Annotated in this window: 22 protein-coding genes; 10 read left to right on the top strand and 12 right to left on the bottom strand. The window is 60.2% G+C overall.

What is annotated here, in order from left to right:
- Positions 1–2: 2 nt before the first annotated feature.
- Both ACP7BS_RS02205 and ACP7BS_RS02200 read right to left on the bottom strand, forming a co-directional pair.
- Positions 3–260, bottom strand: a complete 258-nt coding sequence (locus ACP7BS_RS02205; RefSeq protein ID WP_426235746.1) for a type II toxin-antitoxin system Phd/YefM family antitoxin — start codon at positions 258–260, stop codon at positions 3–5.
- 64 nt (positions 261–324) lie between these two features.
- A complete protein-coding gene (locus ACP7BS_RS02200; protein ID WP_426235744.1) occupies positions 325–741 on the bottom strand; it encodes an Lrp/AsnC family transcriptional regulator in 417 nt (138 codons plus the stop codon).
- 159 nt (positions 742–900) lie between these two features.
- Here ACP7BS_RS02200 and ACP7BS_RS02195 point away from each other — a divergent pair, with 159 nt between their 5' ends.
- Positions 901–2571, top strand: a complete 1671-nt coding sequence (locus tag ACP7BS_RS02195) for a M20/M25/M40 family metallo-hydrolase (RefSeq protein ID WP_426235742.1) — start codon at positions 901–903, stop codon at positions 2569–2571.
- Here the strand turns inward: ACP7BS_RS02195 and ACP7BS_RS02190 are convergent, their stop codons facing one another.
- The 3 genes from ACP7BS_RS02190 to ACP7BS_RS02180 all read right to left on the bottom strand — a co-directional run bounded on the left by ACP7BS_RS02190 (position 2572) and on the right by ACP7BS_RS02180 (position 6036).
- Positions 2572–3801, bottom strand: coding sequence for a PLP-dependent aminotransferase family protein (locus ACP7BS_RS02190; protein WP_426235741.1), 1230 nt, complete (start codon positions 3799–3801; stop codon positions 2572–2574).
- Between the two features lie 516 nt (positions 3802–4317).
- On the bottom strand, positions 4318–5337 hold the full coding sequence (gene ilvC / locus ACP7BS_RS02185) for a ketol-acid reductoisomerase (protein ID WP_426235739.1): 1020 nt from the start codon (positions 5335–5337) through the stop codon (positions 4318–4320).
- 48 nt (positions 5338–5385) lie between these two features.
- Positions 5386–6036 carry a TetR/AcrR family transcriptional regulator gene (locus ACP7BS_RS02180; protein ID WP_426227822.1) on the bottom strand — a complete coding sequence of 217 codons (651 nt, stop codon included), beginning with the start codon at positions 6034–6036 and terminating at the stop codon, positions 5386–5388.
- Positions 6037–6307: 271 nt separating this feature from the next.
- On the opposite strand from ACP7BS_RS02180, the gene ACP7BS_RS02175 reads away from it, so the two are divergent.
- The gene (locus ACP7BS_RS02175; protein ID WP_426227816.1) at positions 6308–6757 is read left to right on the top strand and encodes a hypothetical protein; all 450 of its coding nucleotides are present in this window, start codon (positions 6308–6310) and stop codon (positions 6755–6757) included.
- Between the two features lie 16 nt (positions 6758–6773).
- Positions 6774–7085, top strand: a complete 312-nt coding sequence (locus tag ACP7BS_RS02170; protein ID WP_426235737.1) for a hypothetical protein — start codon at positions 6774–6776, stop codon at positions 7083–7085.
- A gap of 75 nt (positions 7086–7160) precedes the next feature.
- Here ACP7BS_RS02170 and ACP7BS_RS02165 read toward each other — a convergent pair whose 3' ends face one another.
- Positions 7161–8066 carry a LysR family transcriptional regulator gene (locus tag ACP7BS_RS02165; RefSeq protein WP_426235735.1) on the bottom strand — a complete coding sequence of 302 codons (906 nt, stop codon included), beginning with the start codon at positions 8064–8066 and terminating at the stop codon, positions 7161–7163.
- A 95-nt stretch (positions 8067–8161) separates the two neighbouring features.
- Between ACP7BS_RS02165 and ACP7BS_RS02160 the strand changes: the two genes are divergently transcribed.
- Positions 8162–9217: an SDR family oxidoreductase gene (locus ACP7BS_RS02160; protein ID WP_426235733.1), complete on the top strand. Its 1056-nt coding sequence runs from the start codon at positions 8162–8164 to the stop codon at positions 9215–9217.
- 362 nt (positions 9218–9579) lie between these two features.
- Here ACP7BS_RS02160 and ACP7BS_RS02155 read toward each other — a convergent pair whose 3' ends face one another.
- Both ACP7BS_RS02155 and ACP7BS_RS02150 read right to left on the bottom strand, forming a co-directional pair.
- On the bottom strand, positions 9580–10875 hold the full coding sequence (locus ACP7BS_RS02155) for an NAD(P)/FAD-dependent oxidoreductase (RefSeq protein ID WP_426235731.1): 1296 nt from the start codon (positions 10873–10875) through the stop codon (positions 9580–9582).
- Between the two features lie 108 nt (positions 10876–10983).
- Entirely contained in the window at positions 10984–11448 is a 465-nt protein-coding gene (locus ACP7BS_RS02150) for an Lrp/AsnC family transcriptional regulator (protein WP_426227807.1), read from the bottom strand.
- A 171-nt stretch (positions 11449–11619) separates the two neighbouring features.
- Between ACP7BS_RS02150 and ACP7BS_RS02145 the strand changes: the two genes are divergently transcribed.
- Positions 11620–12339 carry an aspartate/glutamate racemase family protein gene (locus ACP7BS_RS02145; protein ID WP_426235729.1) on the top strand — a complete coding sequence of 240 codons (720 nt, stop codon included), beginning with the start codon at positions 11620–11622 and terminating at the stop codon, positions 12337–12339.
- A 65-nt stretch (positions 12340–12404) separates the two neighbouring features.
- Positions 12405–13397, top strand: coding sequence for a bifunctional helix-turn-helix transcriptional regulator/GNAT family N-acetyltransferase (locus tag ACP7BS_RS02140; RefSeq protein WP_426235727.1), 993 nt, complete (start codon positions 12405–12407; stop codon positions 13395–13397).
- Here ACP7BS_RS02140 and ACP7BS_RS02135 read toward each other — a convergent pair.
- On the bottom strand, positions 13340–14629 hold the full coding sequence (locus tag ACP7BS_RS02135; protein ID WP_426235725.1) for an FAD-dependent oxidoreductase: 1290 nt from the start codon (positions 14627–14629) through the stop codon (positions 13340–13342). The two genes, ACP7BS_RS02140 and ACP7BS_RS02135, sit on opposite strands and share 58 nt — an antisense overlap.
- 82 nt (positions 14630–14711) lie before the next feature.
- On the bottom strand, positions 14712–15116 hold the full coding sequence (locus ACP7BS_RS02130) for a winged helix-turn-helix transcriptional regulator (protein ID WP_426227799.1): 405 nt from the start codon (positions 15114–15116) through the stop codon (positions 14712–14714).
- Between the two features lie 156 nt (positions 15117–15272).
- Between ACP7BS_RS02130 and ACP7BS_RS02125 the strand changes: the two genes are divergently transcribed.
- Positions 15273–16160 carry an SDR family oxidoreductase gene (locus ACP7BS_RS02125; protein ID WP_426235723.1) on the top strand — a complete coding sequence of 296 codons (888 nt, stop codon included), beginning with the start codon at positions 15273–15275 and terminating at the stop codon, positions 16158–16160.
- Between the two features lie 52 nt (positions 16161–16212).
- Here the strand turns inward: ACP7BS_RS02125 and ACP7BS_RS02120 are convergent, their stop codons facing one another.
- On the bottom strand, positions 16213–16965 hold the full coding sequence (locus ACP7BS_RS02120; RefSeq protein ID WP_426235721.1) for a pyridoxine 5'-phosphate synthase: 753 nt from the start codon (positions 16963–16965) through the stop codon (positions 16213–16215).
- 372 nt (positions 16966–17337) lie between these two features.
- Between ACP7BS_RS02120 and ACP7BS_RS02115 the strand changes: the two genes are divergently transcribed.
- The gene (locus tag ACP7BS_RS02115; RefSeq protein ID WP_426235719.1) at positions 17338–18453 is read left to right on the top strand and encodes a hypothetical protein; all 1116 of its coding nucleotides are present in this window, start codon (positions 17338–17340) and stop codon (positions 18451–18453) included.
- Between the two features lie 350 nt (positions 18454–18803).
- Positions 18804–19484 carry a MerR family transcriptional regulator gene (locus ACP7BS_RS02110; protein ID WP_426235717.1) on the top strand — a complete coding sequence of 227 codons (681 nt, stop codon included), beginning with the start codon at positions 18804–18806 and terminating at the stop codon, positions 19482–19484.
- Positions 19485–19487: 3 nt separating this feature from the next.
- Here ACP7BS_RS02110 and ACP7BS_RS02105 read toward each other — a convergent pair whose 3' ends face one another.
- Positions 19488–20618 carry an ATP-dependent DNA helicase gene (locus tag ACP7BS_RS02105; RefSeq protein WP_426227790.1) on the bottom strand — a complete coding sequence of 377 codons (1131 nt, stop codon included), beginning with the start codon at positions 20616–20618 and terminating at the stop codon, positions 19488–19490.
- Between the two features lie 218 nt (positions 20619–20836).
- On the opposite strand from ACP7BS_RS02105, the gene ACP7BS_RS02100 reads away from it, so the two are divergent.
- The gene (locus ACP7BS_RS02100) at positions 20837–21937 is read left to right on the top strand and encodes an AbrB family transcriptional regulator (protein WP_426235715.1); all 1101 of its coding nucleotides are present in this window, start codon (positions 20837–20839) and stop codon (positions 21935–21937) included.
- The last annotated feature ends 59 nt before the right edge of the window (positions 21938–21996 follow it).

The raw sequence follows: 21996 nt of genomic DNA, 5'->3' as shown, positions 1-21996 counted from the left end.
GCCTATTCCTCAATCGAAACGGAACGCCATGCCCAGTCGGTTCGTGCGGGGATGTCCAGTTCGAACCGTGGCTCGGCGGCCAAAAGAACGTCTTTTACGCTTGGCTTTGCGCGTTTATTGAGATCGTTCCAGTCCTGAAGAGGAACAAGAACCGCCTTCGCTTCCCCGCGCCGCGACACGACCTGCGGACCTTCCGTCAAACATGTCTCCAGAAACTCGCTGAAATGGGCTTTCGCATCCTGAACCGGCCACTCGCGCACTGCTTCCTCCATTACTGACTAGTCAGCAATCTAGTCATTGCTGAATTCGAATGCAATGTGCCCTTCAAATCGTTGTCAGCAACAGACTTGTTTCCGATTTGGACACGCCCTCCAAAGCCCGGACATAGCGTAGGACGCGGTCGAACTCGGCGAGATTCTCCGTTTCGATTTCAGCTACGAGGTCCCAGGCGCCGTTGGTGGTGTGCAGCGCCCGGATTTCCGGGATGCCGCGTAGGATCTTGATGACCGAGACGGTTTTCTGACCGGTGATCTCAATCAGCATGACCGCGCGGACCGCATGCGGGTCTTGCGCTGCGGCGATCCGCACCGTGAATCCGGCGATGACGCCATCGGCGGTCAACCGGTCGATCCGGTTCTGCACCGTGCCGCGCGATATCTTCAAGAGCTCGGCCAGTTTCGAAACCGAGGCCCGGCCATCAGCTCTCAGAATTGCCAGCAAACGGCGGTCGGTATTGTCCATGACGTGAGTCTCCAATCATTACGCCAACAGAGCCTGTCATTTTGCACAAAATATCAAGCAATTTTCCATGTTATTGCCATTTCGCTTCGTGATGCCGCCCGCTAGAGTTCGCCAGCCTCGTCATAGAGGCCCATTCGAATCGCGAGAGGATCGCCCAAAATGCCGTCTGCCGACCGCCCATCTCTTCGCAACTCCGTGTCGCGCACCGGCGAGCTTTCGATCGAAATGACCCGGTGGCCGAGCGTTACGGAAAGCGATGGCGAAGCCGCATTCTCAAGCCGGTTGATGGAGCTTCTCGGCGGTACGCCCTATTTCCGCAAAAACCCGGAAAACCTGCTGGCGCTCGACAGCCACGGTACACCCGCCCGGCAAAACGTCTTGGCGCTGGTGCGCGGCCGGGGACGGCGATGCCTGGTTCTGGCGGGGCATTTCGATACCGTCTCGATTGCCAATTACAGTTCGCTGGCATCGCTCGCTTGCGAACCGGAGGCGCTGACCAAGGCATTGATCGAGGAACTGACGGCCAAAAGCCGCAATCCCGCCGAAGACAAAGCACTTGCCGACCTGATGACCGGCGATTTCCTTGCCGGCCGTGGCCTGCTCGATATGAAGAGCGGACTTGCCGCCGGGATCGCCGCACTGGAGCGTTTCGCAGAGCTGGATGAGCCACCCGGAAATCTGCTGTTTGTCGCGACGCCGGATGAAGAGAACCGCTCGCGCGGCATGCGGTCCTTGCGCGACGTCCTGCCCGCCATCGCCGAGAAATTCGATCTGGACGTTGTTGGCGGCATCAATCTCGACGCCAGCGGCGATGATGGCGATGGCGAGGAAGGCCGCGCCGTCTATCTTGGCTCGGTCGGAAAATTCTCGCCATTCGCCTTTGTCGCTGGCCGGCCCACCCATGCCGGCTATGCCTTCGATGGCGTCAGCGCCCATCTGATCGGCGCCGAAATCATGCGCGCCATGGAGATGAACAGCGCCCTTTGCGACGAGGCCCATGGCGAGATTTCGCCGGCACCGGTCTGCCTGGAAGCCAAGGACGTGCGCCATGGATATGAAGTGACGACACCGGCCCATGTCTGGCTGTCGTTCAACTGGTTGACGCACAGGCGCACGCCTGAAGACGTTCTCGCCGAGTTCAGCGCGCTTGCCGCAACCGCCTTGCAAACGGCGCTCGACACCCAGGCGCAGAATGCAAAGGCCTTCTTCGAGCGCCAGGGCTCAGGCCGCGCGGAAATCCATCAGGGACAGGTCCTCACCTATGCCGAAATATACCAGCGTGCCGTCTCCCATGGCGGACAGGCTGCAGCCGAACGTCTGAACGCCCTCGATCAGTCCCTGTCCGGCGGCGAAGACCCGCTGTCGATCACCCGCCAGATCGTCGCGGCAACGCTCGCGGAGGCCGGTCTCGAAGGCCCGCTGGTGATCGTTGGTTTCTCGACCCTGCACTATCCGCGCGTGCATCTGGACAGTGCGGGAGATAAGGGAAGAATCTTTGAACGAAACATGATGGCCGCCGCCGAAACATGCGCGAAACGGCATGGGACAAGCATCAAGGCAAAACAGTTCTTCGCCGGCATTTCGGACATGAGCTTCTTCGGCCATCGCCCAGCCGCCGGGCAGACGCAGCTTCTCTCCGACAACACCCCCTGCTCGGCCTTCGTGGATCAAGCACCGGACGGGCTTCTATCCTATCCGGTGGTCAATATCGGACCATGGGGACGCGACTACCATCAGAAATGGGAACGCGTCCACATGCCCTACACCTTCGAGGTCTTACCCGACGTGATCTACGAGGCCGCTCTCGCCTGCTTCGCAGAGGATGGTTAGTCAGGCGGCGATAGACCCTGCTTCCTGGCCGATGAGGTTACCGAGGCGGGAGATTCCCTCCTGGATCATCGCCTCGTCGGCGCAGGAGAAGCTGACGCGCAGCGTATTGGCGCCGGAGCCGTCGGCGAAGAACGCCTTGCCCGGAACGAAAGCCACCTTGGCCGTCACCAGCGATTTTGCCAGGAGGTCCGCTCCATCCATGCCGGCGGGCAAGGTCAGCCAGACGAACATGCCGCCTTCCGGAACCGTCCAGCTGACGCCCTTCGGCATATAGTTCCCGAGTGCTGCCAGCATGGCGTCGCGCCGCTTGCTGTAGACGGCGCGGATCTTGTTGACCTGGGCGTCAAAACCCCGCTCTGCGACATGGCAGATGGCCATCTGGTTGATGGTCGAGGAATGCAGGTCGGCCGCTTGCTTCATCAGCACAAGCTTGCGGATGATCGGCATGGCCGCCACCACGAAACCGACGCGAAGGCCGGGTGCGAGCGTCTTGGAGAAGCTGCCGCAATAGATTGTGCGGGTCTCGTTGATCGACCCCTTGCGGGCAATCTCCAGCGCCAGCATCGGCGGAACGGCTTGCCCGTCATAACGCAGCGACTGATAGGCGGCGTCCTCGATGACGGCGATATCGAGTTCCTCAGCCAGATCGAGAACCTTTTCACGCGCGGCCAAATCGAGCGTTTCGCCGGTGGGGTTGGCGAATTCGGCCGACATATAGGCGAATTTGACCCGGCCGCCGGCTTCCGCCGCGACATCGCGATAGGTCTGCGGCGTGCGGTTGCCGGCTGGCGACAGCTGGTCGTAGGCGGGCTCGTAAGCATTGAATGCCTGCAGCGCGCCGAGATAGGTCGGCCAGGTGACCAGCGCCGTATCGTTGGGCGACAGGAACAGCTTGCCGAGATAATCCAGTGCCTGCTGCGAGCCCGAGGTGATCAGGATGTTTTCCGGGTCGCAAGGGATACCGATGGCTGCCATGCGGCCGGCAAGCCATTGGCGCAGCGGCAGATAGCCTTCGCTCACCGAATATTGCAGCGCGGCACTGACCGTCGGACCACCGAAGATGTCGGCATAGGCGGCCTTGAATTCTTCATCCGGAAACAGCGCCGGATCCGGAATACCTCCGGCAAAGGAGATGATGTCGGGCCGGTCCAGCAGTTTCAAAAGTTCGCGGATTTCCGAGGCGCGCATCCGTGAAGATCGCGTCGCGAAGATGTTTTCCCAATTGAGCATGGAAGTTTCCTCAGATTATGCTTTTTCCGGAGCACATCATGCCGCGCTTATTAAGTCAATAATGCTGACCTATACTTTGATGCCAAGATGCACTTTCTGTGAAAAGGGCTGTCCCGAAAAGCCTTTGAAGAAATCGCAGAAAAGCGGCCGATGCCGCGAGTGAAGACACTCCAAAGCGGATCGCAGTCAGATCACCGCCGCGTCTGTCACAGCGATCGATTCTGCCGTTATCAATCTGCACATACGGACCAAAGCAAGTCCGGAGAATTGGTCACGCTTCGTGATGCCCGAACATGCTCAGGCCGACGAGGAGCACGATGGCACCGATGATGAAAGCATCGAAAATAGCGAAGTGATAGAAGAACGTTGTCATTGCAGTATCCTCCTGACGAATAGAATACTCCAAAACCGATTATTTTCCAGACATTACTTACGAAACGAAAGAGGCCGGGAGATATCTCCCGGCCTCTTCAGTATTACGCTAGTGCAATACGCTAATTTTGCTCTGCAGCAATATTAGTTCTTGGCCTTGTCGACCAGCTGGTTCTTGGCAATCCACGGCATCATGCCGCGCAGCTTGGCGCCGACTTCTTCGATCTGGTGGTTGTCGTTCATGCGGCGGATACCCTTGAAGCGGGCAGCACCCGAACGGTATTCCTGCATCCAGTCGGAAGTGAACTTGCCGGTCTGGATGTCGGTGAGGACGCGCTTCATTTCAGCCTTTGTTTCAGCCGTGATGATGCGCGGACCCGAGACGTATTCGCCCCACTCGGCCGTGTTGGAGATCGAGTAGTTCATGTTGGCGATGCCGCCTTCATAGATCAGGTCGACGATCAGCTTGACTTCGTGCAGGCATTCGAAATAGGCCATTTCCGGCGCATAACCGCCTTCGACCAGCGTTTCGAAACCGGCGCGGATCAACTCGACGAGACCGCCGCAGAGAACGACCTGTTCGCCGAAGAGGTCGGTTTCGCACTCTTCCTTGAAGTTGGTTTCGATGATGCCCGAACGGCCGCCGCCGACGCCGCAGGCGTAGGAGAGAGCGAGGTCAAGCGCGTTGCCGGAAGCATTCTTCTCGACGGCAACGAGGCAGGGAACGCCGCCACCCTTCTGGTATTCGCCGCGAACCGTGTGGCCAGGGCCCTTCGGTGCGATCATGACGACGTCGAGCGTGTCCTTCGGCTCGATCAGGCCGAAATGTACATTGAGGCCGTGTGCGAAAGCGATGGCCGCGCCATCGCGGATGTTGCCGGCGATTTCATCGCGATAGATGTCGGCCTGGAGTTCGTCCGGGGTCGCCATCATCAACAGGTCGCCCCACTTGGCGGCTTCTGCAACGGTCATGACCTTGAAGCCATCGGCTTCGGCCTTCTTGATCGTGGCGGAACCGGCCTTGAGCGCGATAACGACGTTGGTGGCGCCCGAATCCTTCAGGTTCAGCGCATGGGCGCGGCCTTGGCTACCGTAACCGACGATAACGACGTTCTTGGACTTGATGAGGTTGAGATCAGCATCACGATCGTAATAGACGCGCATTGTAATTTCCTTCCCTTTGCTTGTCTTACAAAACTCTTCCGGCCGTCCTCAGGACTGTGCCGAACTCTTTTCACTGCCGTAGAGACGGAGGAAAGCAGACACCGCCTTCTCTGCCCTACGGCCGAAATCCTTGACCAAACGGCCGCTGTCTTCGCCGAGCAGCATACGCAGATGCAGGTCGGATACGATCAGGCCGTACAGCGTATCATAGGCGTCGTCGCGGTCGCCGAATACCAGAAGCCCGGCTTCGCGCCCCGCTTCCAGCAACGCGCCTGCGCGTTTGCCGATCTGCCGGCGGCCGCGCTCCTGCAGCATCGATCCGAGCTTGGAGCCGTCGCGGCTCGCCTGCCCGATCGCCAGACGGTTCAGCGCCAGCGAAACATCGCCGGCCAGAACCTCCAGCAGGTCGCGGGCGAACAGCACTAGGTGCTCCTGCAGCGTCGCCGCCGTCAGCGTTTCGGCGGCATCGTCGAAGGTGCGGACCTTGCTGGCCTGGAAGCCGATCATCGCCGACAGCAAACCGTCGCGATCGCCGAACCACTTGTACAGGCTTTCCTTCGAGCAATTGGCGGCCCGCGCCACCCCCGCCGTCGTCAAAGCCTTTTCGCCGCCATCAACCAGCAGACGCAACGCGCTGTCCAGAACATCGTTCTGGCGCGGCGAATAGTCCGGCTGGTGCGGGTGTGCGGCAAGCTGCAAGACATCATCTCCATTCACAGTACCGTACGGTACGGTTCGCCGCTTATGCCGCAAAGTCGGGAACGGGTCAAGCCTGTTGGCAAGGATTTTGACACACGGCGATACGCAAAAACAAACCTGGCGCATCGCGAATATCGGTCCCCCGGGAAACGTTGAAAGAATAATGGATACGATCACCAAAAATGGACAGGTCCATGCAATCCGATCCGGTTCCGTTTCAGGATCTGGTCAGCTAGTGTGCGGCTTCAGACACCCATATTCCGGAGTTTTCATGCCCCGCCTGCGTACCCTTGCCCTGCTTCTGTCCGCCACGCTTGCCTTTTTCCCCATGTCTGCTGCCGCTCAATCCGATGAAGACGTCTACAACCGGATCGAATCCCTGCATGGCAACGCCGGCGACCTGAGCGAGCCGCTGCTGAGCCTGGTGGAAGCGATGGGCAACAGCGATGCGGCGACGATCGCCGGGCTTGCCGAATATCCGCTGCGGGTCGCCGCCAATGGCGAAAGCTACGAGATTCAGAACGCCGACGATTTCATCGAGAATTTCGACACGCTGGTGACGCAGGACACACGCGATGCCGTTGCCGGCCAGACCTTCGCCAAACTCTTCGTCAACAGCGACGGCGTGATGTTGGCGGATGGCGCGGTGTGGATGAGCAATGTCTGCGACAACGGCGATTGCAGCTCATCCCACTGGGCCGTGATCAGCATCAACAACTAATCGGCGGAGAAAAACCATGCGTCTTGACGTCATCGCGGTGACAGCCGTCATTGCCCTTGCCACAACAATACCCGTCCCTGCCGCAGAAGACGCGCCCTATGCCGGAAGCTGGGACTGCGGCGTCGCCACCTTCCGCTTCACCAAGGCCACCTATGACGCCGGCGAAGGGCCGATGCCGATCCGCAAGGTCGAAAAGGAGAATGGCAATTATATCCTTTCCTTCGACGATAACTACCAGATCGGCCTGTCGAGCGTGACGAAAACGTCGATGCAATGGCTGTCGATGGCAAGCGGCGACACGTTCGACTGCAAACGCCTGAAACCCTGATATTTCATCGCCCGCTGCGCCCAAGAACGTTTCCATGAAGCTTGCATCGCAACGCTTCTGATGGCATCGCCCCAGTCAGCCAACCCGGCAACGCTCGGCAAGAAAATCGAGAAACACCCGCACCCGCGCCGGCATATGGCCGCCCTGGCCGAGAAAGATCGCGTGAACCTCCTCGCTATCTGACACCGTGAAGCTCTCCAACACCGGCACCAGCATACCGCGCGCAAAATCGCCCCGCACCTGAAAATCCGCAAGCCGCGCTAGGCCCGCGCCAGCCAGCGCCAGCTCCCGCAATGCCTCTCCGTCGCTCGCCTGGATGCTACCCACCGGCTTGATCACCCGATCCACGCCGTCAACGCAGAACGGCCAGCCGCTGCTGGCGCGGACATAGTTGGGTCCAAGCAGATTATGCCCGGCCAGATCGTCCGGATGTTTTGGCATGCCCTTGCGCTGGATATAGGAGGGGGCCGCCGCGATATGCAGTTTCGCCGTGCCCAGTTTTCGCGCCATCAATGCAGAGCTCTTCAACGGCCCGGCCCGCACGGCGACATCGGTACGATCCTCCAGCAGATCGACGACATGATCTGTCAGCGATAGGTCGAGCGACACATCCGGAAACTGCGCTATGAAATCCGGCAGCACCGGCAAAAGCATATGGCGGCCGAATGGGACGTTGGTGCTCACACGAATGCGCCCGCTCGGGCTGTCGGAAGCCGCAGCCGCCCGTTCGGCCTCATCCAGGTTGGCCAGCACCCGCACGCCATGTTCGTAATAGCGGCAGCCTTCCGGCGTCAGCTGCAGCTTGCGCGTCGAGCGGTTGACCAGCCGTGCATTCAGCCGGCTTTCCAGCCGGGTGACCAGCTTGCTGACCGCCGACGGCGTCATGGCAAAATCTCGGGCAGCGGCCGAGAAGCCGCCGAGATCGACCACCCGCACGAACACTTCCATCTCGCCGGAGCGATTGATATCCAGCCGTGCCATTGTGCCCTCACCTCACAAATCCTGTGCCTTATCGTTGTCTAGTTCTCAAATTGGCGCGCGTCCATATCTGATCCATCGACACATAGGAGACTGTCATGGACCAGCACAAAACTGCCCTCATCGTCGGCGCTCAAGGCGTCATCGGCGGCAATCTCGCCCGCCATCTCGAAACATTGGAGGATTGGTCGGTCATTGGCCTTTCCCGGCGCGGCGGCACCCCGACGGACAAGATCCGGCACATATCCGTCAACCTGCTCGACCCGGCAGATTGCTTCAACAAACTTGCCGAACTCTCGGAAGTGACTCACATTTTCTACGCCGCCTATCAGGACCGCCCGACCTGGGCCGAGCTGGTCGAGCCCAATCTGGCCATGCTGGTCAATGCCGTCACCGCCATCGAACGGGTGGCGCCGAACCTTGCCCATGTCAGCCTGATGCAGGGCTACAAGGTCTATGGCGCCCATCTCGGGCCATTCAAGACACCGGCGCGCGAGGACGAAGACAATCACATGCCGCCGGAATTCAACATGGACCAGCAGGCCTTTCTGCAAAGGCAGCAGCAGGGGAAAGCCTGGACGTGGTCGGCACTGCGCCCCTCCGTCGTCATCGGCCTTGCCACCGGCAATCCTATGAACCTGGCGATGGTCATCGGCCTCTATGCCTCGATGTCAAAGGAACTCGGCCTGCCGTTGCGCTTCCCCGGCAAACCCGGCGCCTACGACACGTTGCTCGAAATGACCGATGCCGGCCTTCTCGCAAGGGCGACCGTCTGGGCGGCCACCCATCCGCAATACGCCAACCAGGCCTTCAACATCGCCAATGGCGACCTGTTCCGCTGGAACGAGATGTGGCCGAAGATCGCCCGCTTCTTCGAAATGGAAACGGCGGCACCGCTGCCGATGTCGCTCAACGTGGTGATGGCCGACAAGGCAGCCCTCTGGTCGAAAATGAAGGAGAAATACGCACTCGCCGACCACTCGTATGAAGCCGTCTCCTCCTGGGGTTTTGGCGATGCTGTGTTCAGCTGGAACTATGATTTCTTCGCCGATGGCACCAAGGCACGCAGGCTGGGGTTCCATGACTATGTGCAGACCGACGAGATGTTCTTCTCGGTGTTTCGCGAAATGCGCGCCCAGCGCATCATTCCGTAAGCGAACGATTGACTTCGACTAAGTGGTACCGGATGGCTCAGACTGCTGACAGACACTGAAATCGATTGCCTGGCGAGATCGGCACCCAACTCTCCGTCATCCTCGCCCTTGTGGCGGGGATCCAGTGACCCGACGTCTGTCGGGTCAAAAGACTCTTTCAGCTCAAGGACTTGAGCTGCCTGGATTCCTGTGACGAGCACAGAGATTGTCTGTACTTTCATGCTTTACTGCTCCTGAGGCTGGCGATGCGATCCTCGGGGTGGCGACCCCGGGGATCGCCGCAGCAGGCGCCCGTACAGAAATAGGTCTTGGCGACCGCCGTCATCAGGGGACACTGCCGCTGCAGCCTATCAGTGATGCGGTTACACTGCCTTGTTACCTTCGGTCGGAATGACCTGCAGCGTTTCCTTCTGGGTGATCAGCCGGGCGGTGTGCTGGCCGCTGAGATAGATCCACAGCCAGCTCCAGGCGACGACGAAGCGGCTGCGCGTGCCGATCAGGAAGTAGATATGGGCAATGCCCCAGATCCACCACGCGAGCGCGCCTTTCAGCTTGAACCGGTCGAAATCGATGATCGCCGACCGCCGGCCGATCGTCGCCAGGCTGCCCTGGTGGCGGTAGCGGAAAGGTGGCAGCGCCGGCTTCTGCGCCAGCCGCGCCTTGATGACCTTTGCCACATAAGCGCCCTGTTGCTTGGCGGCGGGCGCAATACCCGGCACCGGCTTGCCGTCCTCCTGAATCACAGAAGCGGTGTCGCCGACAACAAAAACATTCGGCAGGCCTGGTGCGCTCAGGTCCTTTTCGACGATGACGCGGCCTGCCTTGTCGGCCGGGACGCTCAGCCACGCGGCAGCGGGCGAGGCCTGAACGCCCGCCGCCCAGACGATTGTCCGGCTGCCGATGAAACGCTCGCCGATCATCACGCCCTGCGCCGTGCATTCCGTCACCCGCTCGCCGGTATGCACCTCGACACCGAGCTCTTCGAGCGCCTTTTGCGCATAGACCGACAGTTCTTCGGCAAAGCTCGCCAACACCCGTGGCCCCGCCTCGACGAGGACCACCCGGGTCTTGCGGGTATCGATGTTGCGGAATTCCTGCGGCAAGGTGACATGCGCCAGCTCGGCGATAATACCGGCAAGCTCGACACCGGTCGGCCCCGCCCCGACGATGGTGAAGGTCAGCAGTGCAGCCCGTACGTCGGGATCGGTCTCCATCTCGGCCTGCTCGAAGGCCAGCAGCAGACGCCGGCGAATGGTGGTGGCATCCTCCAGCGTCTTCAGTCCCGGCGCCACGGGTTCCCATTCGTCACGGCCGAAATAGGCATGCGTCGCCCCTGTCGCCAGCACCAGCGTGTCGTAACCAATGGTCTCGCCGCCATCCAGCGCCAGGGTCTTGGCTACCGGATCGACGCTATCGACTGCCGCCAGAAGCGTGGTGACCTCCGGCCGGTCGCGAAACACCCGCCGGATCGGCCAGGCGATTTCCGATGTCGCCAGAAGGGTTGTTGCGACCTGATAGAGCAGTGGCTGGAAAAGATGATGATTGCGCCGGTCGATCAGGGTGATCTTGACGGGCGAACCTTTAAGATCCTTGACCAGCTGCAGACCGCCAAACCCGCCACCAACGACGACGACATGGTGTAGGTTATCCTGCGGCATGATCTTATCTCCTGTTTTGTGTACAACTTCTACGCTTCGGCACCGATGGACAACTGCGCTTTCGGCATGGCACCCGTGCACAGGCCGGCAGGGGATTCGAAACGTCACCTACCGCGCATATTCCACCGGCACCGACATGCCGCTCTTGAGGATTTCCATCGAGATCGAGGCCGAGACATCGAACAGCTCGACCTTGCGGACGATCTGCTTGTAAATGACGTCGTAATGCTCGACGCGCGGCAGCACGACCTTGAGGATGTAATCGTAATTGCCGGTCAACCGGTGCGCCTCGACGATCTCGGGAATATCGGCGATCACCCTGCGAAAGATGTCGATCCAGTCGTCGGAATGGTGCGCGGTCTTGATCAACGCAAAGACCGTGGTCGGCACGCCCATCCTGTCACGGTCGAGAACCGCGATCCGTCGGGCGACATAGCCGGTCTCCTCCAGCCGCTGGATGCGTCGCGAACAGGCGGAGATCGACAGGCTGACCTTGTCGGCGAGATCGCCAACCGACAGGCTGGCATCCTCCTGCAGCAACGACAGAATCTTCCGGTCCCTTTCGTCCAGCACGCCCTATTCTCCCCGGCACCTTTGCGCATTCAAGAAATATTTGCGCACAAAATTAAAATCATGCAAAAAATACGCGCAAATGATCGCAATGTCACCCAACAAAGCGAACTCTTACCGCCAGACATCGGTGACAATTACCGCATCAAAAAACAGCGGAACAGGAACGGCATCATGCGCAAGATCGGTCTCATCGGTGGAATGAGCTTTGAAAGCTCGGCAGTCTATTACCGGATGATCAACGAGGCCGTGCGCGAGCGCCTCGGGGCCTTGCATTCCGCCGAAGTCATGCTGCATTCCGTCAACTTCCAGACCATCGTCGATATGCAGAAGGCCGGCCGCTGGGACGACGCTGCCAAGCGCCTGTCCGAGGTCGCGCAGGGACTGGAAGCGTCCGGCGCCTCCTGCGTTTTGATCTGCACCAACACGATGCACCTGATTGCCGACGAGGTTCAGGCATCGATTGCCGTGCCGCTGATCAACATCATCGACGAAACGGCTACCTCGATGAAGGCCGCTGGCGTCAAGCGTCCGTTGCTGCTGGCCACACGCTATACGATGGAACACGGTTTTTATACCAACCGCATGGCTGCCGATGGTGTCGATGTCATGGTGCCGAATGCCGAGGATCGTACGCTCGTGCACGACATCATTTTCAACGAACTCTGCGTCGGCGCCATCCGCAACAGCTCGCGGCAGGCACTGATGGCCGTCATCGAGCGGGCAAAGAATCAGGGCGCCGACGCCATCATCCTCGGCTGCACCGAAATCTGCCTGATCCTGGATCCGAAAAACCTGCCTCTGCCCGGCTTCGATTCCACAGCCATCCACGCAGACGCGGCGGTTGAATTTGCGCTTGAAGGCGTGTCGCAGAGCGGCAAGCAGGCTGCCTGAGGTCAGCTCAAAAATACTTGACTCAGTCAAATAAATTGCGATCATGGCATTCACAGGAGAATGCCATGTCGCAACAAGCACTGTCACATCCGGCCTTTGCCGAAATCGGTGACGACGAGATCGAGCAGATCCGCGCCTTCAACCGGTTCTACACCAACCGGATCGGCGTGCTCGACCGCGCCTTCATGGACACGCCCTATACGCTGACCGAAGCGCGCGTCATTTATGAGCTGGCGGCGCATGACACCACATCGGCATCCCGGCTGACGGAAGAGCTTTCGCTCGACCCGGCCTATCTCAGCCGCCTGCTCAAATCCTTCACCGATGCCGGCCTGCTCGAAACCACCAGAGACCCGGCCGACGGCCGAGGCCGTCTGCTGCAACTGACGCTGCGCGGCAGGGGCGTTGCCACTGATCTCGCGCAACGGTCGCGCCGGCGTATCGCCGCTCTCTTAGAGCCGATCTCCGAAGACGGCCGCCGCGATCTCGCCGCCGCCATGGCGTCGGTGCAGACGCTGCTGTCCAGCGGCAGGAACACCGCAGCTGCCATCACCATCCGGTCGCACCGGATCGGCGACATGGGGATGGTCATCTCCAGCCAGGCAAAGGCCTATACCGAAACCTATGGCTGGAACGGCGAATACGAAGCGCTGGTCGCGGAAATCTGCGCCGCCTTCATCCGCAATTTCGATCCCGCCCGCGAACATTGCTGGATTGCGGAACGCGACGGCGCATTCCTCGGCAGCATTTTTCTCGTCAAGGGCAGCAGCGAAGGGACGGCAAAACTGCGCCTTCTGCACGTCCATAGCGCCGCACGCGGACAAGGCCTCGGCACGCGGCTGGTCAACGAATGCATCACCTTTGCCAAGGATGCCGGCTACCGGCGGCTCGAACTCTGGACCAACGACATCCTCGTTTCCGCGCGCCGCATCTATGTCGCCGCCGGGTTCACGCTGGAGAAGGAAGAGGCCCACCACTCGTTCGGCAAGGACCTGACCGGTCAGATTTGGGCCCTGGACCTGACGGCGGCAAGCTCAGGCAAGGCCCCATCGGCCTGATATCGCTGCGCAAGCCAGTCATGCTCCGTCAAACCGGCTGATCTAAACGGGTCGATCACGGTGCCTGCGACGATCGCAGCCAACAAGCCGGGCATCGGCGGCACTTTGGCAATGGTAGAGACCAGCCGGTCGCGCACCCAGGCAATCGCGGCCGAATCCGATTGGTAGAACGGCGTGAAGGCAAGCGACAACAGCTGGAAAAGCCGAACATGGTTGCGCCGGGCACGGGCATAGGCGGCCAGCGCAGAGGGGATATCGACGGAACTCGCCAGCGCATGACTGAGCGCTGCCGCATCGAGCAGGGCCATGTTGGCGCCCTGCCCCAGTTGCGGGCTGGTCGAATGGGCGCTGTCGCCGATGAAGACCACATTGCCGCAATAGGGCGGCAGGGCAGTCCGGTGCGCATAGCGTGCCAGCGTCAGCTGGTCCCAATCATCGATCTGGTCGAGAAACGGCTGACACTCCGGCCAGTAATCGCGAATGACCGACTTCCAACGCGAAAGACCGGCCGCCTTGACCGCCTCGACATCGGCAATCTTCAGGCTCCAGAAGAACGCCACCTTGTCCGAATCCCCTACGGTGGCGCGGCCGGCCGGCAACAGTCCGATCATCACCTTGGCCTTGTCGTAACGTTGCGACAGCGCGGTTCGGTCATACACCGCGCCCGTACCATCCAGCGTCGCCCAGAAGGCGCCGTAGGTCAGATCACGAATGGCCGGCGCGGACTTTGAGCCTGCAGCCAGCAGCGAGCGCGCGCCGCTCGCATCGATGACAAGGTCGTAATCACCGCCATCGCGTAATGCCTGATCCTTCAACACAACGCGCTCTCCATGCTGCACAGTCGAGGTAAGACTGATCCCGGTGCGAATGGTGATGCCGTCGGCCACCGCCGCATCATGCAACGTGTTGAACAGAGCCGCCCGCTGTACCGCCAGCCCGTAGCGCCCGCCCGGTGCCGCATCATAACGCACGTCCAAAACCGTCCGGCCACTGACAGCATCGGCGCCGTGCAGCCGGTCGATGCGGTTTCCGAGTGTTTGAATGGTGTCGAACAGGCCGAGAGCAGCGAGCACGGTGAGCCCGGTCGGCTGCATCAACAGGCCCGAGCCAACGGGTGCCGGTGTATCGAAACGTTCAAGGATTTCGACGCGATGACCTGCGCGCGAGAGGAAAAGGGCAACCGCCAGTCCTGCAGGCCCCGCTCCCACCACGCCAATATCGAGCTGTTTCATCAATGCCTATCCGGATATCGCCCCGGCTGCATCTCTACCAGCGAGCGCAACGAACCGTCCAGCCGATAAAAGCCACACGGTGTCAGGCAGCTGCGTCATACTCGACACGGGCAGCCCTGATCGCCTGATGATGCTCTACCGACCAGTCGACCAGCCCCTTGACCAGGACGAGAAAGGACTGGCCGAGTGGCGTCAGGCTGTATTCGACGCTGGGCGGCTGTGTCGGAAACACTTGCCTGCCGATATAGCCGTCGCGTTGCAGGTCTCGCAGCGTCTGCGTCAGCATGCGCTGGGAAATATCCGGGATCAGGCGCCGCAGCGCCGAAAACCGCATCGGCCCATCGGCCAAAGCCAGGATCATCAGCGTGTTCCACTTGCCGCCGATATTGTCGACGACGTCGCGGACCGGGCAATCCTGCCCCGTGAACACCATGCCCGCAAAGACGGTCACCTGCTCGCCCTCTGTCTTTCCTGCCGCCGTGTTCATAGGCTGGTTCCCTTCACGTAACCACCAGAGAAATTACTGCCTCCTTTACATCCGTTTCCAGATAACGAAATAAGAGAAGGTCTCATTTCGGAACCATATCTCAAACGGGATGCTTCGGCAACGAACCGACGTCATTTGACAAGCAAAGGAACCATCATGTCCGAAACTCTCCTCGTCACCGGTGCCACCGGCAAGCTCGGCCGTCTTGTCCTCGACGAACTGCTGGCCGCAGGCAAGGTCGCGCCTTCCGATATCATCGCCACCAGCCGCGATACCGAAAAGCTCGCCGATTATGCGGCAAAAGGCGTTCAGACCCGCGCTGCCGATTTTGACGACGCCGCATCGCTGGATGCCGCCTTCAAGGGTGCCGGCCGCATCCTGATCATCTCAACCGATGCCCTCGACGAACCGGGCAAGCGCCTGCGCCAGCATCTCTCAGCCGTTGCCGCCGCCAAGAAGGCCGGTGCCAAGCACATCCTTTACACCTCGATGCCGAACCCGGAGACCTCGGTCATTCCTTTCTCGCCGGACCATCTCGGCACCGAAAACGCGATCAAGGCAACCGGCATCGCCTACACCATCCTTCGCAACGGCTGGTACATGGAAAACCTGTTCATGGCTCTGCCGCAGGCGCTGTCCGAAGGCAAATGGTACAGCGCATCCGGACAGGGCAAGCTTGCCCATATCGCCCGCGCCGACATTGCCAAGGCGACGGCGAACGCGCTTGCGTCGGGCTCGACCGAAAGCAAGACCTACACGCTGACCGGCGAAACGAAGCATACGGTCGACGAGGTTGCAGCCCTTGTCGCAAAAGTCACCGGCAAGCCGCTTGAGGTCGTGCACGTCTCCGACGAGCAGCTCGCAGGCGGCCTGAAGGCGGCTGGCCTTCCCGACTTCATCATCCCCGTCGTCGTCTCGTTCGACACCAACACCCGCGAAGGCCATATCGACCTGGTGACGGCCGATGCGGGCACGCTTTCCGGTCAGAAATTGACCTCGCTCGAAGATTTTTTGGCCGCCAGCAAAGCGGTATTGCTCGGCTAAACGACAAAGGGCTCCGCAAAACGGAGCCCTTCTGCCTGCTTGTCAGTTAAAATCAAACATCCTGCCCGCAGGCGCGGCAGAAGCGGCGCACGGTTTCTGCCATTCCGAATTCCAGCGCGTCCGCCGTCAGGCCATGGCCGATCGAGACTTCGGCGAGATTGGAAATCCGCGCGGCAAGGGCCGGCAGATTGGCAACCGTCAGGTCGTGGCCGGCATTGACGCCGAGCCCCAAAGTCGCTGCAAGATCGGCGGTCTCGCCCAGTTTCTCCAGCAGCATTGCGCCGCGCGCGGGATCGTCGTAGCAGCCGCCGTAGGGACCGGTGTAAAGCTCGATCCGGTCGGCACCGGTTTCCCTGGCAATCGTCAGTGCCTCGAGGTCCGGATCTGCATCGGCAAACAACGACACTCGAAAACCACTCTTCTTCAAGCGTCCGACGACATTGCCGAGCAGATTGTGGTTCTTGCGGAAATCCCATCCATGATCAGAGGTCGCCTGGGCAGGGTCGTCGGGCACCAGCGTTACCTGTTCGGGCTGATGGCGCTCGACAAGCTGCAGGAATTCCTCGTTGGGAAATCCCTCCATGTTGAATTCAGTCTCAGGATACAGATCGTCGATCAGTGCGCGGATTGGTGCCAGATCGGAAAAACGGATATGCCGCTGGTCGGGCCGCGGGTGCACCGTCAGGCCGCTAGCGCCTGCTTCCAGCGCAATCTGCCCAAGTCCGGTAACCGACGGCCAAGGAAGATCGCGGCGGTTGCGCAGCATCGCGATCGCATTCAGGTTCACGGAGAGTTTCGCAGCCATTTCAGCACCTTCCAAGGATACCGCCGTCGTTGTGGCGCCTTTTCTAGCGGTTCGTCAGCCACCCCGCAACAAATCTGCGGCAGAGAAAGCGTCTCCGTTACAATAATCGTCCGCAGACCGTTCAACGCCTTTATTTCAGACAAAACTCACGTTAAGAGAATGCAGCACCTGACAAAATGATAAAATTTCGATTTAATAGAGACTCACAGTACAGGCCATGCATCCCGAATGGTGAGCGGCAGTGCTGAAAACCATAGAATCATCCAAGCCGGAACCGATGAACCCTCGTTTTTGCCTCGACACTATCCAATCACCACCCGCTCCTGGAAGGGAAGCGCTGATCTCGATGGTGTTTTCGGGGATGACGCAGTAATGGCGTCGCAGCATGAGAGACCGGACGACCAGGCAATCCGTCAATCCCTTGACGGTGTGCTGTCGAGCGCTCTTTTTTCGCGCTCCGAGCGCCTGCGTGCCTTTCTGAAATATGTCGTCGACAAGGAGATGGAGGGCACAGGGCACCAGCTGAAGGGCTATACGATCGGCATCGACGTATTCGATCGCCCCCAGGCCTTCAATGCCGATAGCGATCCTCTGGTCCGCGTCCACGCAGGCAAATTGCGCAAGTTGCTGGCTGCCTATTATGCCGGCGAAGGCGAACACGACGCCTGGCGCATCGACATTCCGAAGGGCACCTATGTGCCCGAGTATACGCGCCAACGGCTCTCATCGCACCAGACGGAAGCCCGGCGCGCGCCTGCACCGCCGCGCCGGTCCGGAAAACGGCGTTTTTCCTGGTTGCCTGCCCCCCTGTCCTCGCCGCTTGCTGTCCTGTCGGTGCTGCCGCTTTTGATTTTCGTTCCGTTGTCGTCACCGGCGCTGAGCGTCAACATTCCCGCGCAATCGGGCCTTCATGGTGCAGTGCTGGAGCGCAAGTTCGCCGATGACCTGCCGAAGATAACGGTGCGTTCGCAATGGCCGCGCAGCGGAACAGCCGGACGTTTTGCCGATGCGTTTCGCAATGCCGCGTCACATTACCGGACGATCGCACCGGTGCCTGGTGCCGTTCTGTGGCAACGGCCCAAACGATCGGTAACCAATCCACTGGCTTTCACGGTTTCCATCCTGCCACAGAAATCACCCGCAGGTCTTCGCGTGCTGATCAAGAATGATGCGTCGTCGGACATTGTCTACGACCAGTTCCTCGATGGCGCGCAGTTGGCGAGCGAAGCCGACATTCTTTACGAGAGCCTGGCGCTTGCGGCCAAGGTTCTGGCTTCGGATGGCAATATTTTCCGCTATGCCAGCGAGGCTAAGATCGACAGTCCGCTGATGGAATGCATGGTACTGACCGACAGGTATCGCCACCAGCAGACCCGCGAGGCTTTCAAGGATGCCAAGTCCTGCCAGGAAAAACTGTCGATCAGTCATCAGCGCAAGCTGAAATTCGTGATCAACGCCGGCGCACTGCCCCTGACCCTTATTCGCTAGGTCGAGCAACGCCTTCAGGCGCCGGAACAAAACTGTCACAAATCACCTTGAAAAATAGTATTTCTGAGCAGGAAAACCACCGAAACCTTTGAAAAACATTAGATTCCATCCCTAAAGTTACTAGCTGTTCATCGCCGACGTGCGCGTGTATTCTAATTGTGCAAGTGGGAGAAAGCCTGGTCGCTCATCAGGCAAGCACGATGGTTGCGAGTATCCTTCCCGCCGGGATGGCGTGCATGACATCGAAGAGCAGCCCAAGGAGACACGCGCCGCATCTCGATGCGCCAAAGGCGGTGGCCGTCTCCAGGATATGTTCTCCCGCCAACTGACCAGCGGGGTTATGTCAAAGAATGCCAGAACAGGGAAAAGCACATCCTTCTCCACCCGGTAGCCGGCAATCGTCCGGTTTTCTTCCCCATCTGCCCTTGCCGGGCACCATAGCGGACAATCATGTCGGCATCGCCGATATGGCGGATGCCTTCGGCGTCACCCACCGCACGCTGCATTTCTATGAGGAAAAGGGGCTACTCTCGGCCGACAGAATGGGGCCGATGCGGGTCTATGGACTGGAAGACATCCGCCGCATGACCGTCATCAATGCCTGCCGCGAGATCGACATGCCGATCGCGACGATCCAGGAACTGATGTCAGCCCTCGGCACCGCGACCAGCCAACACGATGCAGCGCAGATTTTCGAGGATGCGTTGCATGCGCGAAAACGGGAACTCGCGGCCCAGCAGTCCATCCTGCGGCGCCAGATGCAGCGGATCAGCGAACTCCTGGAATCGGCTGCCGACGGCGACAACCCCGAGCGCACCGCTCTGCCGCCGATCCATCTTTCACCGATCGAGACGAAGTGCCTTGTGTTCATGGCCGAAGGTTACCCCGCAAACCGGATCGCCACGATGATGGATATGGACCTGACGGCCGTCCTGACGCTGGAATCCGACATTATCCGCAAATTCAACGGCCACAACCGCTTCCAGGCGGTCGCCAAAGCTGTCCTGTTGGGATTTGTGTCTGCCGAATAGGCGTCAGCGCACGATCGTCAGTGTCTCGGCCGCGCGCGTGATCGCAGTATAGAGCCAGCGCTCGCGGGTATCGCGAAACGCCCAGCTCTCGTCGAACAGAACCACATTGTTCCACTGCGAGCCCTGAGCCTTGTGCACCGTCAGGGCGTAGCCATAGTCGAACTCGTCGTAGCGCTTGCGCGTCGACCAGGGAATTTCGCCTTCCACGTCTTCAAAAGCAGTTTTCAGCAGCTTGATCTTGGCCGCGCCTCGATCCATGTCGTCGTCTTCCGGGCGGATCATCAGGTTGATGCCGGGCTTCACCGTTTCCTTGGACGAGGTCATCACCTGCCAGAGCGAGCCGTTGAGCAGGCCCTTGGCCGGATCGTTGCGCAGGCAGACGAGCTTGTCGCCAGACTGCGGGTATTCGGTGGTAAAACCCTTCAGTTCGCGCAGGCGGGTATTGTAGCGGCGCCGCGTCTTGTTGGTGCCGACCAGCACCTGATCGGCGCCGAGCACCAGGTCCTGCGTCACCTCGTTCTTGGAAATGATCCTGGCCGTCGATCCATAGTCGCCGTGCATGATCTCCTTGCCTTCACGCACATGCATGGCAAGCTGGATGATCGGATTGTCACGCGCCTGACGGTGAATATCCGTCAAAAGGTAATCCGGCTCCTCATTGGTGAAGTAACCGCCACCCGAGACCGGCGGAAGCTGGCCCGGATCGCCCAGCACCAGGATCGGCGTGCCAAAGCTCATCAGGTCGCGGCCGAGCGCCTCATCGACCATCGAGCATTCGTCGATGATGATCAGCGCCGCCTTGGCAACTGGCGACTGCCTGTTGATCGAAAACATCGGGGCGATCGAGGTCTTGCCTGTCTCTTCGTCCGACACCTCTTCTTCGCCGCGCGGCCGGTAGATCAGCGAATGAATGGTCCGGGCGTTTTTGGCGCCCTTCGAGCGCAACACCTGCGCCGCCTTGCCGGTGAAGGCGGCAAAGAGAACCTCGCCCTCGACATTTTCGGCGAAATGCCGGGCAAGCGTCGTCTTTCCGGTGCCGGCATAGCCAAACAGACGGAATAGCGGCGAACGCCCTTCCTTCAACCAGCGCGAAACAGCCTTGAGGGCCTCATCCTGTTGCGGTGCGAATTCCATGTTTGTTCTATTGCCCGATTCGGGGCTGCCTGTCGCGTCCTGCAGCGCTGATCGGTGGCCTGCGCTCGCGCCGTCCGCATCACATTTTCGCTCGCAAGTGCCGAAGATAGCAAGAAACTTCCACACTGCTCGCGTATCGCAGGCCTACAACCCGTGATAATAATCTCTCCGCCCGCCTCCCAAGCGCCTGCCTCTTCTGCAATTCGAAAGTGCCAAACGTGACGCCTGAACCTTCCGAAGACCCGTCCGCTCCCGTGGCCTCGGGCATCGGCCGCTGGTCTGCCCCGATACAATGGGGTTTTCTGCTCCTCATCTCGGCAATCCTTGCCGGCGGGCTCGAACTCACCGGCATTCCGGCAGCCCTTTTGATGGGACCGATGGTGGCCGGCGCGATCGTCGGCATGAACGGCGGCACCATCCGGCTGCCACGACCGGCTTTCCTCTGCGCCCAAGCGCTGATCGGCACGATGATCGCCGAAACCATCCGACCCGGTATTCTAACCACCTTCTTTTCAAACTGGCCGCTGTTCCTCGCCATCGTGCTGTCGGTCATCGCCATGAGCACGCTCAGCGGCTTCGCCATCAGCAAGCTTAACATCCTGCCGGGCACGACGGCGATCTGGGGCTCCTCGGCAGGGGCTGCCACCTCGATGCTGGTGATGGCCGATGCCTATGGCGCCGATGTCCGGCTGGTTGCCTTCATGCAGTATCTGCGCGTCGTTTTCGTCGCCGCCGCCGCCTCGCTCGTGGCACGATACTGGGCCGGGATCGATGGACCCGGCCCTGAAATCATCTGGTTCGGGCCGATCCATTTTGTGCCATTCCTCGAGACCCTCTTACTTGCGCTTGTGGGCGGCTGTCTCGGCAAATGGCTGCGCATCCCCGCCGGCGTCTTTCTGGTGCCGTTTCTGCTCGGCTCAGCGCTCAGCGTCAGTGGCATGCTGGTCATCGAAATCCCCGAATGGCTGCTGGCGCTGAGCTATGCCATGCTCGGCTGGAATATCGGCCTTGGCTTTACCCGCCCGATCCTTGCCCATGCCCGCCGCGCGCTGGTGCCAACAGTCATTTCGATTCTCGTGCTGATCGGCTTTTCCGGACTGCTTGCCTATATCCTCGTACACGCCGCCGGCATCGATCCACTGACGGCCTATCTTGCCACCAGCCCCGGCGGCATGGATTCGATCGCCATCATCGCCGCCTCCAGCAATGTCGACGTGCCCTTCGTGATGGCGCTGCAGACGGCACGGTTGCTGATGATCATGGCCATCGGCCCATCGCTTGCCCGCTTCGTCGCCTCAAAAGCGATACCGCCGCGATAAGTTTTTGCGCGAACCGGGAATAAGAAGCGCCCCTCATCTGTCTTACGTTCGAACCGGCT

This window comes from Pararhizobium sp. DWP1-1-3, assembly GCF_049896125.1.
Lineage (GTDB): Bacteria > Pseudomonadota > Alphaproteobacteria > Rhizobiales > Rhizobiaceae > Pararhizobium.
The sequence above is the reverse complement of the archived record's forward strand: the minus strand, read 5'-3'. Positions and strand labels throughout refer to the sequence as shown.

What these genes read in the sequence shown, in the direction of transcription:
- ACP7BS_RS02200 (WP_426235744.1), bottom strand. Translation starts at nt 741, where the DNA reads ATGGACAATACCGACCGCCGTTTGCTGGCAATTCTGAGAGCTGATGGC.
- ACP7BS_RS02195 (WP_426235742.1), top strand. Translation starts at nt 901, where the DNA reads ATGCCGTCTGCCGACCGCCCATCTCTTCGCAACTCCGTGTCGCGCACC.
- ACP7BS_RS02190 (WP_426235741.1), bottom strand. Translation starts at nt 3,801, where the DNA reads ATGCTCAATTGGGAAAACATCTTCGCGACGCGATCTTCACGGATGCGC.
- ilvC (WP_426235739.1), bottom strand. Translation starts at nt 5,337, where the DNA reads ATGCGCGTCTATTACGATCGTGATGCTGATCTCAACCTCATCAAGTCC.
- ACP7BS_RS02175 (WP_426227816.1), top strand. Translation starts at nt 6,308, where the DNA reads ATGCCCCGCCTGCGTACCCTTGCCCTGCTTCTGTCCGCCACGCTTGCC.
- ACP7BS_RS02170 (WP_426235737.1), top strand. Translation starts at nt 6,774, where the DNA reads ATGCGTCTTGACGTCATCGCGGTGACAGCCGTCATTGCCCTTGCCACA.
- ACP7BS_RS02165 (WP_426235735.1), bottom strand. Translation starts at nt 8,066, where the DNA reads ATGGCACGGCTGGATATCAATCGCTCCGGCGAGATGGAAGTGTTCGTG.
- ACP7BS_RS02160 (WP_426235733.1), top strand. Translation starts at nt 8,162, where the DNA reads ATGGACCAGCACAAAACTGCCCTCATCGTCGGCGCTCAAGGCGTCATC.
- ACP7BS_RS02155 (WP_426235731.1), bottom strand. Translation starts at nt 10,875, where the DNA reads ATGCCGCAGGATAACCTACACCATGTCGTCGTCGTTGGTGGCGGGTTT.
- ACP7BS_RS02145 (WP_426235729.1), top strand. Translation starts at nt 11,620, where the DNA reads ATGCGCAAGATCGGTCTCATCGGTGGAATGAGCTTTGAAAGCTCGGCA.
- ACP7BS_RS02140 (WP_426235727.1), top strand. Translation starts at nt 12,405, where the DNA reads ATGTCGCAACAAGCACTGTCACATCCGGCCTTTGCCGAAATCGGTGAC.
- ACP7BS_RS02135 (WP_426235725.1), bottom strand. Translation starts at nt 14,629, where the DNA reads ATGAAACAGCTCGATATTGGCGTGGTGGGAGCGGGGCCTGCAGGACTG.
- ACP7BS_RS02130 (WP_426227799.1), bottom strand. Translation starts at nt 15,116, where the DNA reads ATGAACACGGCGGCAGGAAAGACAGAGGGCGAGCAGGTGACCGTCTTT.
- ACP7BS_RS02125 (WP_426235723.1), top strand. Translation starts at nt 15,273, where the DNA reads ATGTCCGAAACTCTCCTCGTCACCGGTGCCACCGGCAAGCTCGGCCGT.
- ACP7BS_RS02120 (WP_426235721.1), bottom strand. Translation starts at nt 16,965, where the DNA reads ATGGCTGCGAAACTCTCCGTGAACCTGAATGCGATCGCGATGCTGCGC.
- ACP7BS_RS02115 (WP_426235719.1), top strand. Translation starts at nt 17,338, where the DNA reads ATGGCGTCGCAGCATGAGAGACCGGACGACCAGGCAATCCGTCAATCC.
- ACP7BS_RS02110 (WP_426235717.1), top strand. Translation starts at nt 18,804, where the DNA reads ATGCCAGAACAGGGAAAAGCACATCCTTCTCCACCCGGTAGCCGGCAA.
- ACP7BS_RS02105 (WP_426227790.1), bottom strand. Translation starts at nt 20,618, where the DNA reads ATGGAATTCGCACCGCAACAGGATGAGGCCCTCAAGGCTGTTTCGCGC.